Here is a 14,921-nt window from a genome sequence, read left to right as displayed (position 1 = left end):
CCTCAGCCCTTCTTGTTCTGGCGGTTGGCGATCAGATCATCGACCACGGCCGGATCGGCCAGTGTCGAGGTATCGCCGAGCGCGGAAAAATCGTCCTCGGCGATCTTGCGCAGGATACGGCGCATGATCTTGCCGGAGCGGGTTTTCGGCAGTCCGGGCGCGAACTGCAGCTTGTCGGGCGAGGCGATTGCGCCGATCTCCTTGCGGACATGGGCGACAAGCTCCTTGCGCAGTTCCTCGCTCGGCTCCACGCCTTTCATCAAGGTAACGTAGCTGTAGATGCCCTGGCCCTTGATGTCGTGGGGATAGCCGACGACAGCTGCTTCCGACACCTTCTCATGGCTGACGAGCGCCGATTCGACCTCGGCCGTTCCCATGCGGTGGCCGGAAACGTTGATGACGTCGTCGACGCGGCCAGTGATCCAGTAATAGCCATCGGCGTCGCGGCGACAGCCGTCACCGGTGAAGTATTTGCCCTTGTAGGTGGAGAAATAGGTCTGCACGAAGCGGTAATGATCGCCATAGACGGTGCGCATCTGGCCGGGCCAGGAATCGGCGATGCAGAGATTGCCGTCGGCCGCCCCTTCCAGCACCCTACCTTCGCCGTCGACCAGCTGCGGCCTGATGCCGAAGAAGGGCCGCGTCGCCGAACCAGCCTTGAGGTCGGTGGCGCCGGGCAGCGGCGTGATCAGGATGCCGCCGGTCTCGGTCTGCCACCATGTGTCGACGATCGGCACCTTGCCGTTGCCGACGATGTTGAAATACCACTCCCAGGCTTCCGGATTGATCGGTTCGCCGACTGAGCCCAGCACGCGCAGCGACTTGCGCGAGGTCTTCTTCACCGGTTCGTCGCCGGCGCCCATCAGCGCGCGCAGTGCCGTCGGCGCAGTGTAGAAGATGTTGACCTTGTGCTTGTCGATGACTTCCCAGAAGCGCGACTGCGAGGGGTAATTCGGCACGCCCTCGAACATCAGCGTGGTGGCGCCGTTGGCGAGCGGGCCATAGACGATGTAGCTGTGGCCGGTGACCCAACCGACATCGGCGGTGCACCAGTAGATATCACCATCATGGTAGTCGAAGACATATTGGTGGGTCATCGAGACATAGACGAGATAGCCGGCGGTGGTGTGCAGCACGCCCTTCGGCTTGCCGGTCGAGCCTGAGGTATAGAGGATGAACAGCGGATCCTCGGCCTTCATCTTCTCCGGCTTGCAGTCGCCTTTCACCGTGGCGATCTCGTCATGGTACCAGATGTCGCGTCCCTGAACCCAGCCGGTCTTGCCGCCGGTGCGGCGCACGACGACCACCTTATCGACCTTGGTGCCGGCCTTGGCGGCGATTTCGATCGCTCTGTCGGTGTTTTCCTTCAGCGGGATCGGCTTGCCGCCGCGCAGGCCCTCGTCGGCCGTGATGACGAAGGTCGACTTGCAGTCATCGATGCGGCCGGCCAGCGCGTCCGGTGAAAAGCCGCCGAAGACGATCGAGTGGATGGCGCCGATGCGGGTGCAAGCCAGCATCGCGTAGGCCGCTTCCGGGATCATCGGCATGTAGATGGTGACGCGGTCGCCCTTCCTGACGCCGTGCTTCTTCATCACATTGGCGAGCCGGCAGACATGCTCGTAGAGCTCGTTATAGGTGATCTTCTTGTCGTCGTAGGGATTGTCGCCTTCCCAGATGATGGCTGTCTGGTTGCCGCGCTTCTTCAAATGGCGGTCGATGCAGTTGTAGGAGACGTTGGTTTCGCCGTCCTCAAACCATTTGATCGAGACCTTGCCCTCGAAGGAGGTGTTCTTGACCTTGCTGAACGGCTTGAACCAGTCGATGCGCTTGCCGTGCTTGCCCCAGAACTTGTCCGGATTCTTCACGCTGTCGGCATACCATTTGAGGTAGGTGTCGTTGTCGATCAGCGCATTCTTCTTCCACGCCGGCTGGACGCGGTGGATCTTCACCTCGGACATGTCTTCACTTTCCTCCCAAACCACCCCGCCGGCTTGACCTCAGCCAGGATCACGGCGACGCAGCCGCGAATTCGGCGGCATTATTAACAGTTCCGCGCTGACGGCAACATTAGACGTTGGATTCGCGTGGCGGGATGCCGCAGCTCCCGTTTCGGTTGCATCAGCACTCGGCAGCGGTCGCTGCTAACTGCATGTTTTCGTGCATAAAACCCGACTGGGATCAGGAAAATCATAGACAGTTAAGGAACGGCGCGCACAATTCGGTGTTGGGAGGAATGGAGAATCAACTAGGCCAAGGGGCTGTCATGCGCGATCATTCCGAAATGGACCTGATGCTCAAGGGGTATGGCCTGACCACGGCCAAGATTCTGTACCATTTTCCCGACCACCCGCATCTGCTGCAGAGCTTCATCTGGCAGGATTACGATCTGGCGCCGAAGTTTCCGGTGCTGATCAAGTTCATCGAGTTCTGGAAGGCCAGGCTCGACGGGCCGCTGCATTCGATCAGCTACACGCACCAGAAGCTGATCGCGCCGAACGAATGGCGGAAGGTGGATGGGGAGTTCGTGCTGCACTGAGCGGCAGTATAGCTGATCTCCCCCGCAAGGGGGGAGATTGGCAGCTTCAACGTCGTGTGATCACACCGCAGGCGGGTTCAGCCGGGCGAAACCTTCCTGGCGGAGATAGGGGAAGTACGGGTAGGGCGCGGTCACTTCGCTTGCCATGTCGAGCTTTTTGACCTGCTCCGGCGTCAACGCCCAGCCGACGGCGCCGAGGTTCTGGCGCAGCTGTTCCTCGTTGCGGGCGCCGATGATGACGGAGGACACGGTCGGGCGCCGCAACAGCCAGTTGATGGCGATCTGCGGCACGGTCTTGCCGGTCTCTTCAGCCATCGCATCAAGCGCATCCATGACCCGGTAGAGATGTTCGTCCGCGACCGGCGGGCCGAAATCGGCGGTGTCGTGCAGCCGGCTCTTTTCCGGCAGGGGCTGGCCGCGGCGGATCTCGCCGGTCAGGCGGCCCCAGCCGAGCGGGCTCCACACCAGCGCGCCGATGCCCTGGTCGATACCGAGCGGCATCAGCTCCCATTCATAGTCGCGACCGACCAGCGAGTAGTAGACCTGATGCGCGGCGTAGCGCGGGTAGCCATGCTTGTCGGCTTCCGCCAGCGATTTCATCACCTGCCAGCCGGAGAAGTTGGAGACGCCGACATAGCGCAGCTTGCCGGCGCGCACGAGGTCGTCCAGCGTCGACAACACCTCCTCGATCGGCGTGCCGGCATCGAAGGCGTGCAGCTGCAACAGGTCGATGTAATCGGTGCCCATGCGCTTCAGGGCGGCGTCGACGGCTTTGATCAGCCGCGAGCGCGACGAGCCGTAGTCGGCCGGTCTGTCGCCCATCGGCAGCGAAGTCTTGGTCGAGATCAGCACCGCGTCGCGGCGGCCTTTGATGGCTTCGCCAAGCACTTCCTCGGAGGCGCCGTTCGAATAAACATCGGCGGTGTCGAACAGATTGACGCCGGCCTCGAGGCAGATGTCGATCAGCCGCCGCGCTTCCTTGGCATCGCTGTTGCCCCAGGCCCCGAACAGCGGCCCGGAGCCGCCGAAAGTGCCGGCGCCGAAAGAGAGTGCGGGCACTTTCAGGCCCGATGCGCCGAGACGTCGATAATCCATTTTATGCTCCTTGATGATGTCGAAGAAGGATTGCGCGTGATGCTCATGACTGGGCGCAGACCGGCGCCCCGATTGTGGGGGCGCGATCGAGGCGCAGCGCCAGGGCAGCGACGCCAAGAGCCGCGACCGGCAGCAAAGCGGCGATCCAGGTTAGTGAGCCGAGGCCGAGGCCATGGGCAATCACCGCGCCGCCAAGCCAAGCGCCGGCGGCATTGCCGAGGTTGAAGGCGGCGATGTTGAAGGACGAGGCGAGGCTCTGGCCCGCGCCTTGCGCCTTTTCCAGCACCCACATCTGCAGCGGCGCCACGGTGGCGAAGGCGGCGGCACCAAGCAGGCCGACATAGATGACGGCCAGGATTTGGCTGTGGACGGCGAAGGTCATTGTGGCCAGCACCAACGCCAGCACCACGAGGCTGCCGAGCACCGCCGGCACCAACCAGCGGTCGGCGACCTTGCCGCCAAGCAGATTGCCGGCGATAAGACCGCCGCCGAAGACGAGCAGGATCGGCGACACGGCGGCTTCCCTGAAGCCGGTGATCTCGGTGAGCAGCGGGGCGATGTAGGTGAAGACGGCGAAGACGCCGGCGTAGCCGAGCACGGTGGTGGCGAGGCCGAGCAGCACCGGCGTGCGGCGCAGCACGGCGAGATCGGCGCGCAGGTTGGTCTTCTCGGGCGCCGTCTGGCTGCGTGGTACCAGAAGCAGGATCACTGCGAAGGCAGCGAGACCGACCAGAGCTACCGCCCAGAAGGTGGCGCGCCAGCCGAAGGTCTGGCCGAGCCAGGTGCCGAAGGGCACGCCGAGGATGTTGGCGATGGTCAGGCCGGTGAACATCAGCGCGATCGCCGAGGCTTTCTTGTTGGGTGCGACCAGGCCGGTGGCAACCACCGAGCCGACGCCAAAGAAAGTGCCATGGGCAAGGGCGGTGATGATGCGGGCGCCCATCAGCGTCCAGTAGTCGGGGGCGATCGCACAGGCGAGGTTGCCGAGCGTGAAGATCGCCATAAGGGCCAGAAGGACGGTCTTGCGGGGCCAGTTGCCGGTGGCGATGGTCAAAAGCGGCGCGCCGATGACGACGCCCAACGCGTAGCCCGAAATCAACTGGCCGGCGGCCGAGATCGAGACTCCGAGATCTTTGCTGACATCGATCAGCAGCCCCATGATGACGAATTCGGTGACACCGATGCCGAAGGCGCCGGCAGCGAGGGCGTAGAGAGCAAGAGGCATGGCGGTTTCCAGTTCGAACTCGAATGAGCGCGCTGTCCAGACCCGCGCCCCGACCGCAGAGATCGTGTTGCCATGCCTTGTGAACCAGACTTGCTTTGGGCATATTTCCTGTGAAATAGATTCACAAATGGCCAGACCCGATATCAACCGTTCCGGCGAGATCGAAGTGTTCGTCCGCGTCGTCGAGGCGAGCAGCTTCTCGGCTGCGGCTCGTTCGCTGCGTATGACACCGTCGGCGGTGAGCAAGCTGATCGCGCGACTGGAGGCAAGGCTCGGCGCGCGGCTGGTCACCCGCTCCACGCGCAAGCTGCAGCTGACGCCGGAAGGGACGGCGTTCTATGACAGCGGGGTGCGCATCCTGGCCGATATGGCGGCGGCCGAGCGCGAGGCGGCCGTGGGTGCCGCGCCGCGCGGACGGCTGCGCGTCAACTCCTATGTGCCCTTCGGGGTGCATCGGCTGATCCCGCTGCTGCCTGAGTTCCTCGAACGCTATCCCGAGATTTCGGTCGATCTGGTGCTTACCGACAGCGTCATCGATCTGATGGCTGAACGTGCCGACGTCGCCATCCGCGCCGGGCCGCTCGGCGAGTCGCGGCTGGTGGCGCGCAAGCTCGGGCAAACCCGGATGACAGTCGTTGCCGCACCGTCCTATCTCAAGACGCATGGCACGCCGCTGATGCCGGCCGATCTCGACCGGCACAATCGCATGGCTTTCGGCTTTGTCCGGCATGTCGATAGCTGGTCGTTTGTCGATGCAACCGGGAACGCCGTCATGGTGCCGATCACCGGAAACACGCTGGTCGGCGATGGCGAGTCGATGCGGCTGATGGCTGTTGGCGGCGCCGGCATCGCCCGGCTGGCGCACTGGCATGTGGCCGATGACATCGCGGCGGGCCGGCTGACGGCGCTGCTGGAGGATTTCAATCCGGGCGACGAGGAGCCCACCCACGCCGTCTATGTCGGCCAGGGCCGGCATTTGCCCGCACGGGTGCGGGCGTTTCTCGACTTTCTGGTCGAGAGCGTGCGGATGAGCTGAAAAGACGTTGGGGAGCCAGATGACCCCCCAAGCATCAGGCGACAGCGATGACTACTTCTTCGGGGCGAACGGAGCCGGGCGACGGCCGGCGCCCTGGCGCTCCAGCATCCAGCCGGGATATTCGGCCGGCAGCGCACTGACTTCGTCCAGTTTGGCAAGATCGTCGGCGTCGAGCTTCAGCTCGGCCGCGGCAAGGTTCTGCTCGAGCTGCTCCATGCGGCTGGCGCCGATGATGACGCTCATGACGAAAGGTTTGGCCAGGACATAACCGAGCGCGACCGTAGCGACGCTGACATCGTGCTTTTTGGCGATGTCGCGCATGACTGCGACGGCTGCCCAGGCGCGGTCCTCATTGACCGGCGGGAAGTTGAAGGCGGCGCGGCGGCCTTCGCCATTGCCGGGCGCGCCCGGTCCGTACTTGCCGGACAGCAGGCCACCGGCCATCGGCGACCAGACCATGAGGCCGAGCTTCTCCTCGTTGATCAGCGGCACGATCTCGCGCTCGAGGTCGCGGCCGGCGATCGAATAATAGGACTGGATGGTCTCGAAGCGGGAAAATCCCTTGCGCTCGGCTATGCCGAGGGCCTTAGAGATGCGCCAAGCCGCCCAGTTGGAGACGCCGACATAGCGGACCTTACCGCTGGCAACGAGATCGTCGAGCGCCCGCAGCGTCTCGTCGATGGGGGTCACCGTGTCGGTGCCGTGCAGCTGGTAAAGATCGATATGGTCGAGCTGCAGCCGCTCCAGGCTGCCCTCGACCGAATCCATGATGTGGCCGCGCGAAGAGCCGCGCTCGTTCGGGCCCTGGCCCATGGCGCCATGCACCTTGGTGGCAATGACGACGTCTGAGCGCTTGACGCCAAGATCCTTGAGCGACTGGCCAAGCAGGCGTTCGGACTGGCCGAATGAATAGACGTCGGCCGTGTCGAAGAAATTGACGCCGGCGGCGACGGAACGGGCAACGATGTCGTTGACGCCCTTCTGGTCGAGGCTGGCGATCAGGCCCCATTGGGCATTCTCGCCGGCGGCGCCGAAGGTCATGGTGCCGAGGCACAGTTCGGAGACGAACATCCCCGTATTTCCGAGTTGATTGTAGCGCATGGTGGCTCCAGCAGATTGGTGATGACTCCAAGCAAATAGGAACGGCGCGTTTCGTTTCCAGTCGTGGCGCAATGATGGGCCGGCTCTGGCTCAACCTGCGGCCGACCCCAACACCGGATCAACACAGGCGGGTCAGGCTTCCCAAGGGTTGAACATTGTGACGCCAGTATCGTCGAAATCGGCGACGTTGCGTGTGACCAGTATGAGGTCGTGGAAGAGCGCCGTCGCGGCTATAAGCCCATCTGCGTCGCCGCGCGTGCGGATCGCGGAGATGCGACCCCATTGGGCAGCGATGCTCTCGTCTATGCCGAGAATTCGGTTTTCGTAGCTGTGGCGCAGACCGTGGAACCACGCTGCTAAATGGTTTGCAGTGTCGGGGTCGTTTCGCCGCTTCATTTCGATTCCGCGTGCGATTTCACCGAGCGTGATGACGCTTAGAAACAGAGACTGGCGCTCTTGCTTGATTATCCAATCCGCCACTGGCCCCTCTCGCTTTCGCGCACCCGACACGACGTTCGTGTCCAGAAGAAACATCAGAGGTCCACGTCTCTGCCGGGCCCCTTGGAGCGGCGATTGACCTCTTCGACGAAGTCGTCGTCCCACTCGGGACCGGAAAGAAGGTATTCCGCAAGTGAGGGCTTAGAGCCGACGAGCCTTTCGTATTCTTCAGCGGCCAACACGACAGCAGCGGGCTTTCCACGCAAGGTGATGGTCTGCGGGCCCTTTTCACGAGCCTGCTGAACCAGCTTCGAGAGATTGTTTTTTGCGTCCTGCAGATGCCAGTTCATGGAAGATACCTAGCTAGCTTGGCTAGATATAGCATCGCTGCAGCGATGCAGCAACAAATGCTACTGTTAGGGCCGCGAGATCACCGAGGTTATCGGCCGCCAAAAATCGCCGAGCCGACGCGGACGCTGGTGGCGCCGAAGGCTATGGCGGTCTCGAAGTCGCCAGACATGCCCATCGACAGTTTTGCCACGCCGGCCTCCATGCCGAGCTTTTCCAGCAGGGCGAAATGCGGGCCGGGGTTTTCGTCGGCCGGCGGGATGCACATCAGGCCTTCGATGGCGAGGCCATGGACATCGCGGCAGCGGGCGACGAAGGCGACGGCGTCGCGCGGCTCGATGCCGGCCTTTTGCGGCTCCGAGCCGGTATTGACCTGGACGTAGAGTTTCGGCGTGCGGCCCTGGCGCACGATTTCCTTGGCGAGTTCGGCGGCGATCTTTTCGCGGTCGACGGTCTCGATGACGTCGGCGAGAGCTACGGCTTCCCTCGCCTTGTTCGACTGCAGCGGGCCGATCAGATGCAGTTCGATATCAGGGAATTCCGCTTTCAAGGCCGGCCATTTGCCTTGCGCTTCCTGCACGCGGTTTTCGCCGAAGACGCGCTGGCCAGCCTCGATGACCGGGCGGATGACGTCGGCCTCAAAAGTCTTCGACACCGCAACCAGCGTCACCGAACCGGCGTCGCGGCCGGCCTCGCGCTCGGCGGCAGCGATCCTCGTCTTGACGGCGAAAAACTGTTCGACGGCGCTGGCCATGTCCATATCCTGCCTGTCTTTAATCGTCTTGGCCGGCTCGCCGCAGTTGACGGGTCCGGCAATCCATGGTGAACACCGCGACGACATTTACCTTGGCCACCGGGCCTTGTCCGGCGGTCTGCGCCTGCTTTTAAGTGAAAATCATCCGATGGCAACCGAACGATACAATCCGCGCGCGTCAGAGCCCAAATGGCAGAAGGCCTGGGCCGAAAAGAAGCTGTTCGAAGCGCATAACAACGATCCAAAGCCGAAATACTACGTGCTGGAGATGTTCCCCTATCCCTCGGGGAAGATCCATATCGGCCACACCCGCAACTACACGATGGGCGATGTGGTGGCGCGCTACAAGCGGGCCAAGGGTTTCAACGTGCTGCATCCGATGGGCTGGGACGCGTTCGGCATGCCGGCCGAGAATGCCGCGATGCAGAACAAGGTCCATCCCAAGGAATGGACCTACGCCAACATCGCTGCCATGCGCGAGCAGCTCAAGATGATGGGCCTGTCGCTGGACTGGTCGCGTGAATTCGCCACCTGCGACGTCGACTATTACCACCGCCAGCAGATGCTGTTCCTCGATTTCGTCGAGAAGGGGCTGGTGACGCGCAAATCCTCCAAGGTCAACTGGGATCCGGAGGACATGACGGTGCTCGCCAACGAGCAGGTCATCGATGGGCGCGGCTGGCGTTCGGGCGCGCTGGTCGAACAGCGCGAGCTGACGCAATGGTTCTTCAAGATCACCGACTATGCGCAGGACCTGCTGGATTCCCTGAATGGTCTCGGCGAGTGGCCGGAAAAGGTCAAGCTGATGCAGCAGAACTGGATCGGCCGCTCGGAAGGGCTGCTGATCCGCTGGCCGCTAGCAGAGCCTGTTGGCGACACGAACGAGCTGGAAGTCTACACGACCAGGCCCGACACCATCTTCGGCGCCTCCTTCATGGCGGTCGCCGCCGACCATCCGCTGGCCAGGAAGGCCGCGGAGAGCAATGTCGAACTGGCCAAGTTCATTGACGAAATCAGACATATGGGCACCTCGGTGGCCGCACTTGAAACGGCGGAGAAAAAGGGCTTCGACACCGGCATCCGCGTCGTGCATCCGTTCGACGACACGTGGACGCTGCCGGTCTTTGTCGCCAATTTCGTGCTGATGGAATACGGCACCGGCGCCATATTCGGCTGCCCGTCCGGCGATCAGCGCGACCTCGACTTCGCCAACAAATACGGCCTGCCGGTCATCCCGGTGGTGATGCCGGAAGATGGTGACGCAAAGACTTTCCAGGTCACGGAAGAGGCCTATGTCGACGACGGCGTGATGATCAATTCACGTTTCCTCGATGGCATGAAGCCGGATCAGGCATTCGACGAAGTCGCAAAACTGCTGGAGCAGAAGGCCATCGGCGGCCGGCCGATGGCCGAGCGCAAGGTGAACTTCCGCCTGCGCGATTGGGGCATTTCGCGCCAGCGCTACTGGGGCTGCCCGATCCCGATGATCCATTGCGAGGATTGCGGCGTGGTGCCGGTGCCGAAGGCCGACCTGCCGGTCAAGCTGCCCGACGACATCGAATTCGACCGTCCCGGCAATCCGCTCGACCGTCATCCGACCTGGCGGCATGTCAAATGCCCGCAATGCGGCAAGGATGCGCGACGCGAGACCGACACGATGGACACGTTCGTCGATTCGTCGTGGTATTTCGCGCGCTTCACCGCGCCCTGGACCAACGAGCCGACGGAGCCGAAGGCTGCCGATGACTGGCTGGCCGTCGACCAGTATATTGGCGGCATCGAGCACGCGATCCTCCATCTGCTCTATTCGCGCTTCTTCACCCGCGCCATGCGCGCGACCGGGCATCTCGACCTGGCCGAGCCGTTCAAGGGCCTGTTCACGCAAGGCATGGTGGTGCATGAGACCTACCGCGTCGGCGGTGCGTCGAACAATGGCCGCTGGCTGTCGCCGGCTGAGGTCAGGATCGAGGATGTCGGCGGCAAGCGCCGCGCCATCGAGATCGCCACCGGCGAAGAGGCGGCGATCGGCTCACTCGAAAAGATGTCGAAGTCGAAGAAGAATACGGTAAGCCCGGAAGACATCACCGACGGCTACGGCGCCGACACCGCACGCTGGTTCATGCTGTCGGATTCGCCGCCCGAGCGCGACGTCGAATGGACGGACGATGGCGCCGCCGGCGCACATCGCTTCATCCAGCGTGTCTGGCGCCTGGTGTCCATTGCCGCCGAGACGCTTGACGGCGCCAAGCCGCAGGCGGCGCCGGAGGGCGAGGCGGGGGCCGTTTCCAAGGCCGCGCACAAGATCCTGAAGGCTATCGGCGAGGATATCGAGAAGCTCGGCTTCAACCGGGCCATCGCCCGCATCTACGAACTGGCCAATGCCTTGACCGCGCCGCTCAACGACGTCGCCGAGGGCAAGGCCGACGCGGCGCTGAAAGGCGCCTGCCGCGAGGCGGTGGAGATCCTTGTGCATGTGGTCGCGCCGGTCATGCCGCATCTGGCTGAAGAGTGCTGGCACACGCTCGGCGGCACCGATCTGGTCGCCGAACGGCCTTGGCCGGTCTACGATCCGGCACTGGTGGTCGACAACGAGATCGTGCTGCCGGTCCAGGTCAACGGCAAGAAGCGCGGCGATTTGACAATTGCCCGCGACGCGGACCAAGGTGCGGTCGAAAAAGCGGTTCTGGCTCTCGACTTCGTGCAGAAAGCGCTGGAAGGTAAGGCGCCCCGCAAGGTGATCATCGTGCCGCAGAGGATCGTCAATGTCGTTGCTTGACTTCAGAAGGATGGGGCCCGATCTGGAAAAGACGACGCGCTTGCTGCGCCGCACAGCGCTGTGCGGCATGGTCGCCTCGATGGCGCTGGTTTCGGCCTGCACCGTGCGTCCGCTCTATTCGAGCGCGCCGCTGAGCGCTGGCTCCACGGTCAGCGCTTCGGCGGAACTGGCGTCGGTCGCGGTCAAGCCGGTCAAGACCCGCTACGCCCAGCAGGTCCGCAACAATCTGATCTTTGCCTTTGGTCAAGGTGCCGGCGAGCCGCCGGCGCCGGTCTACATGCTCGATCTCGGCGTCACCGAACTGGTCGAATCGGCCGCGGTGGTGCAGATCCAGACCGACGAAGACGAGCCGACGGCAGGCACGGTGACGCTGACCGCAAGCTATGTGCTGACCGATGCCACGACCGGGGTGGTGATCGCCACCGGCAAGCGCTCGATCCCGTCATCCTTCGACAAGCCGACGCAGGAGTTCGCTTCCTACCGGGCGCAACTCGACGCCGAGAACCGCGCCGCACGTGAACTGGCTGAAATGGTGAGCCTGTCGGTCGCCCAGGATCTCGTCAGGCACGGCAAGAAGGCCTGAGCATTTCCCGGCCTTGCCAACACGACTTTAGCAGTTCGCAATAAAAAGGCCGGTTTCCCGGCCTTTTTTCGTTTGTATCGAACCCGATCTCAGCCGATCTTCTGGCCGGTCTTGGCCCAGTCGGCCGCGAACTGATCCAGGCCCTTGTCGGTCAACGGGTGCTTGACCAGCGCCTTCAGCGTCGCCGCCGGCGCGGTAACGACATCGGCGCCGATCAGGGCTGCCTGCTTGACGTGGTTCACGGTGCGAACCGATGCGACGAGGATCTCGGTGTCGAAATCGTAATTGTCGTAGATCTGCCGGATCTCCTGGATCAGCTCCATGCCGTCCGCGCCGGTATCGTCGACGCGGCCGACGAAGGGCGAGATGAACGAGGCGCCGGCCTTGGCCGCCAGCAGCGCCTGGTTGGCCGAGAAGCACAGCGTTACATTGACCATGCGGTTCATCTCGGTGCGGATCGTCTTGCAGGCGCGCAGGCCGTCGAGCGTCAGCGGCACCTTGATGCAGACATTGTCGGCGATCTTGGCCAGGATGTTGGCCTCGGCCATCATGTCCTTGTATTCGACCGCAACAACCTCGGCCGAAACCGGGCCCCTGACGATGTCGCAGATCTGCTTGGTGACCTCGGCGATCTTACCGCCGGATTTCAGGATCAGCGAGGGATTGGTGGTCACGCCGTCGAGCAGCCCCAGGTCGTTCAGTTCCTTGATGTCCTTGATGTCAGCGGTGTCGACAAAAAATTTCATGGGGGTCTCCTGAAAGATTTTCATGTGCATGCCATGCACATTCGGGGTTGCCCTTTGATCTAGACCAAAGTCGGGGCAAGGTCACGCCCGATGATCGAAGATTCGCCCTTTGTCGCAGCCGCGCCGGTGCTGGTGCCGATGCCGGCCGAACGGCCCTACACCTACGCTGTGCCTGCCGGCGTGCGCGTGGTGCCGGGCTCGATCGTGCGCGTGCCGCTCGGTCCGCGCCAGGTTGCCGGCATCGTCTGGGATGGTGCGGTCGAGAATATCGACGCCAAAAAGCTGCGCCCGATCGAACAGGTCTTCGACTGCCCGCCGATCGACCGCGGCATGCGCCGCTTTGTCGACTGGCTGGCGCAGTACACGCTGTCGCCGCCCGGCATGGTGGCGCGCATGCTGTTGCGCGCGCCGGAGGCGTTCGATCCCGAACCATGGATCGAGGGCCTGCAGCGGACCCTCGTCATGCCCGACCGGATGACGGATGCCAGGACGCGCGTGCTGGAGACGGCGGAAGGGGGGCTTGCCTGGACGCGATCCGGCCTGGCGCACGCGGCGGGCGTGTCGTCGACGGTGGTCGAGGGGCTCAAGGCGCAAGGCGTGTTCGAGACGGTGATGATCCCGCCTCGACCGGTGGTCGCCGCGCCCGATCCTTCCTACGCCATGCCGGAGCTGATGCCGGACCAGGCAGACGCGGCCGCCATGCTGCGCGCCAATGTCACGGCCGCTGCTTTCAACGTCACGCTGCTCGACGGCGTCACCGGTTCAGGCAAGACGGAAGTTTATTTCGAGGCGGTGGCGGCAGCCCTCGACCAGGGCAAGCAGGTGTTGATCCTTTTGCCGGAGATCGCGCTGACGCATGCCTTCCTCGAACGCTTCCAGCAGCGCTTCGGCGCCAAGCCGGCGGAATGGCATTCCGACCTGCCGCCCCGAATGCGCGAAAAGGTCTGGCGACAGGTGGCGGAAGGCGGCGCGCGCGTCGTCGCCGGCGCACGCTCGGCGCTGTTCCTGCCGTTCCGCGAGCTCGGGCTGATCGTCGTCGACGAGGAGCACGACCCTGCCTACAAGCAGGAGGACCGTGTCTTCTACAATGCCCGCGACATGGCGGTGGTGCGCGGCCATATCAGCGGCTTCCCGGTGGTGCTGGCGTCGGCGACGCCGTCGGTCGAAAGCCGGGTCAATGCGCAGCAGGGCCGCTACAGCAGGGCGGTGCTGTCGGCGCGCTTTGCCGAAGCCGCGCTTCCCGATCTCAAGACGATCGACATGCGGCGCGCGCCGCCGGCCCGCGGCGGCTTTCTGTCGCCGCTGCTGATCGGTGAGATGCAACGTACGCTGGAGAAGAAGGAGCAGTCGCTGCTGTTCCTCAACCGGCGCGGCTATGCGCCGCTGACGCTGTGCCGTGTCTGCGGCCACCGCTTCGGCTGCCCGGTCTGTTCGGCCTGGCTGGTTGAGCACCGCTTTCGCGGCCAACTCGTCTGCCATCATTGCGGGCACAATGAGAAGCGGCCGGAGGCTTGTCCGGAATGCGGCACGCTCGACCATCTGGTCGCCTGCGGGCCTGGCGTCGAGCGGATAGCTGAAGAAGTCGTGGCGCATTTCCCCGACGCGCGCACGATCGTCCTGTCATCCGATTTGATGGGTGGAGTGCGCCGGCTGCGTCTGGAGCTTGAGGCCATTGCCAATGGCGAGGCCGACATCGTCATCGGCACGCAGCTGGTCGCCAAGGGCCATAACTTTCCCAACATGACGCTGGTCGGCGTCGTCGATGCCGATCTCGGCCTCGCCAATGGCGATCCGCGCGCCGCTGAGCGCACCTTCCAATTGCTCAGCCAGGTTACTGGACGCGCCGGCCGCACCGGCAAGAAGAGCCTCGGCCTGCTGCAGACTTTCCAGCCGGACCATCCGGTGATGCGGGCGATCGTCTCGGGCGATGCCGAGGCCTTTTACGAACGCGAGATCACTGAGCGCGAACGGGCAGCCCTGCCGCCCTTCGGCAGGCTTGCCGGCGTCATCGTCAGTGCGGTAACGCGGGCCGAGGCCGAAGGCCACGCGCGCGGCCTGCGCCGTGCAGCACCCCAGGCCAGCGACCTGTTCGTGCTCGGTCCGGCCGAGGCGCCGCTGTCGCTGCTTGGTGGGCGCCATCGTTTCCGTTTGCTGATCCAGGGTGAAAAGCGCGCCGACATCCAAGGCTTCATCCGCACCATGCTGGCCGAAGGGCCGAAGCAGCGCGGCTCGGTCCGCGTGCAGGTCGACATCGATCCGCAGAGCTTCTTGTAAGCACAAAGG

General features: G+C 63.7%; 13 protein-coding genes. 5 read left to right on the top strand and 8 right to left on the bottom strand.

What is annotated here, in order from left to right; all coding sequences use genetic code 11:
• Window positions 1-2: 2 nt before the first annotated feature.
• Window positions 3-1,958, bottom strand: coding sequence for an acetate--CoA ligase (acs, locus tag AC3EMP_RS02385; protein ID WP_023726119.1), 1,956 nt, complete (start codon window positions 1,956-1,958; stop codon window positions 3-5).
• Window positions 1,959-2,263: 305 nt separating this feature from the next.
• On the opposite strand from acs, the gene AC3EMP_RS02380 reads away from it, so the two are divergent.
• On the top strand, window positions 2,264-2,536 hold the full coding sequence (locus AC3EMP_RS02380) for an usg protein (protein WP_023668649.1): 273 nt from the start codon (window positions 2,264-2,266) through the stop codon (window positions 2,534-2,536).
• A 60-nt stretch (window positions 2,537-2,596) separates the two neighbouring features.
• On the opposite strand, the gene AC3EMP_RS02375 is transcribed toward AC3EMP_RS02380, so the two are convergent.
• Together AC3EMP_RS02375 and AC3EMP_RS02370 are read right to left on the bottom strand one after the other, a co-directional pair.
• A complete protein-coding gene (locus tag AC3EMP_RS02375; RefSeq protein ID WP_023736831.1) occupies window positions 2,597-3,631 on the bottom strand; it encodes an aldo/keto reductase in 1,035 nt (344 codons plus the stop codon).
• 43 nt (window positions 3,632-3,674) lie between these two features.
• Window positions 3,675-4,856, bottom strand: a complete 1,182-nt coding sequence (locus AC3EMP_RS02370; protein WP_023749346.1) for an MFS transporter — start codon at window positions 4,854-4,856, stop codon at window positions 3,675-3,677.
• Window positions 4,857-4,983: 127 nt separating this feature from the next.
• Here AC3EMP_RS02370 and AC3EMP_RS02365 point away from each other — a divergent pair, with 127 nt between their 5' ends.
• Entirely contained in the window at window positions 4,984-5,892 is a 909-nt protein-coding gene (locus tag AC3EMP_RS02365) for a LysR family transcriptional regulator (protein ID WP_023736833.1), read from the top strand.
• Between the two features lie 51 nt (window positions 5,893-5,943).
• On the opposite strand, the gene AC3EMP_RS02360 is transcribed toward AC3EMP_RS02365, so the two are convergent.
• From AC3EMP_RS02360 to AC3EMP_RS02345, 4 genes are all read right to left on the bottom strand, one after another.
• Window positions 5,944-6,993, bottom strand: coding sequence for an aldo/keto reductase (locus AC3EMP_RS02360; protein ID WP_023736834.1), 1,050 nt, complete (start codon window positions 6,991-6,993; stop codon window positions 5,944-5,946).
• 132 nt (window positions 6,994-7,125) lie between these two features.
• Complete coding sequence (locus AC3EMP_RS02355) at window positions 7,126-7,527, bottom strand: type II toxin-antitoxin system VapC family toxin (protein WP_023728699.1); 402 nt, start codon at window positions 7,525-7,527, stop codon at window positions 7,126-7,128.
• Window positions 7,527-7,781 carry a type II toxin-antitoxin system Phd/YefM family antitoxin gene (locus AC3EMP_RS02350; protein ID WP_023684084.1) on the bottom strand — a complete coding sequence of 85 codons (255 nt, stop codon included), beginning with the start codon at window positions 7,779-7,781 and terminating at the stop codon, window positions 7,527-7,529. The genes AC3EMP_RS02355 and AC3EMP_RS02350 overlap by 1 nt, the downstream gene beginning before the upstream one ends.
• A gap of 89 nt (window positions 7,782-7,870) precedes the next feature.
• Window positions 7,871-8,533 carry a YggS family pyridoxal phosphate-dependent enzyme gene (locus AC3EMP_RS02345; protein ID WP_023736835.1) on the bottom strand — a complete coding sequence of 221 codons (663 nt, stop codon included), beginning with the start codon at window positions 8,531-8,533 and terminating at the stop codon, window positions 7,871-7,873.
• A gap of 148 nt (window positions 8,534-8,681) precedes the next feature.
• Between AC3EMP_RS02345 and leuS the strand changes: the two genes are divergently transcribed.
• Complete coding sequence (gene leuS, locus AC3EMP_RS02340) at window positions 8,682-11,309, top strand: leucine--tRNA ligase (protein WP_023737919.1); 2,628 nt, start codon at window positions 8,682-8,684, stop codon at window positions 11,307-11,309.
• Window positions 11,296-11,892 (top strand): LPS assembly lipoprotein LptE, encoded by a 597-nt coding sequence (locus AC3EMP_RS02335; RefSeq protein ID WP_352596766.1) that lies wholly within the window; start codon window positions 11,296-11,298, stop codon window positions 11,890-11,892. The genes leuS and AC3EMP_RS02335 overlap by 14 nt, the downstream gene beginning before the upstream one ends.
• An 89-nt stretch (window positions 11,893-11,981) precedes the next feature.
• On the opposite strand, the gene fsa is transcribed toward AC3EMP_RS02335, so the two are convergent.
• On the bottom strand, window positions 11,982-12,638 hold the full coding sequence (fsa, locus tag AC3EMP_RS02330; RefSeq protein WP_023698236.1) for a fructose-6-phosphate aldolase: 657 nt from the start codon (window positions 12,636-12,638) through the stop codon (window positions 11,982-11,984).
• A 90-nt stretch (window positions 12,639-12,728) separates the two neighbouring features.
• Here fsa and AC3EMP_RS02325 point away from each other — a divergent pair, with 90 nt between their 5' ends.
• A complete protein-coding gene (locus tag AC3EMP_RS02325; protein ID WP_023698235.1) occupies window positions 12,729-14,912 on the top strand; it encodes a primosomal protein N' in 2,184 nt (727 codons plus the stop codon).
• Window positions 14,913-14,921: the final 9 nt, after the last annotated feature.

Source organism: Mesorhizobium sp. P160219, assembly GCF_057786095.1.
Note: the sequence above shows the minus strand (reverse complement) of the source record. Positions and strands in the feature narration are given on the sequence as shown.

Coding starts and splice junctions, on each gene's coding strand:
- acs (WP_023726119.1), bottom strand. CDS start 1,958: ATGTCCGAGGTGAAGATCCACCGCGTCCAGCCGGCGTGGAAGAAGAAT.
- AC3EMP_RS02380 (WP_023668649.1), top strand. CDS start 2,264: ATGCGCGATCATTCCGAAATGGACCTGATGCTCAAGGGGTATGGCCTG.
- AC3EMP_RS02375 (WP_023736831.1), bottom strand. CDS start 3,631: ATGGATTATCGACGTCTCGGCGCATCGGGCCTGAAAGTGCCCGCACTC.
- AC3EMP_RS02370 (WP_023749346.1), bottom strand. CDS start 4,856: ATGCCTCTTGCTCTCTACGCCCTCGCTGCCGGCGCCTTCGGCATCGGT.
- AC3EMP_RS02365 (WP_023736833.1), top strand. CDS start 4,984: ATGGCCAGACCCGATATCAACCGTTCCGGCGAGATCGAAGTGTTCGTC.
- AC3EMP_RS02360 (WP_023736834.1), bottom strand. CDS start 6,993: ATGCGCTACAATCAACTCGGAAATACGGGGATGTTCGTCTCCGAACTG.
- AC3EMP_RS02355 (WP_023728699.1), bottom strand. CDS start 7,527: ATGTTTCTTCTGGACACGAACGTCGTGTCGGGTGCGCGAAAGCGAGAG.
- AC3EMP_RS02350 (WP_023684084.1), bottom strand. CDS start 7,781: ATGAACTGGCATCTGCAGGACGCAAAAAACAATCTCTCGAAGCTGGTT.
- AC3EMP_RS02345 (WP_023736835.1), bottom strand. CDS start 8,533: ATGGCCAGCGCCGTCGAACAGTTTTTCGCCGTCAAGACGAGGATCGCT.
- leuS (WP_023737919.1), top strand. CDS start 8,682: ATGGCAACCGAACGATACAATCCGCGCGCGTCAGAGCCCAAATGGCAG.
- AC3EMP_RS02335 (WP_352596766.1), top strand. CDS start 11,296: ATGTCGTTGCTTGACTTCAGAAGGATGGGGCCCGATCTGGAAAAGACG.
- fsa (WP_023698236.1), bottom strand. CDS start 12,638: ATGAAATTTTTTGTCGACACCGCTGACATCAAGGACATCAAGGAACTG.
- AC3EMP_RS02325 (WP_023698235.1), top strand. CDS start 12,729: ATGATCGAAGATTCGCCCTTTGTCGCAGCCGCGCCGGTGCTGGTGCCG.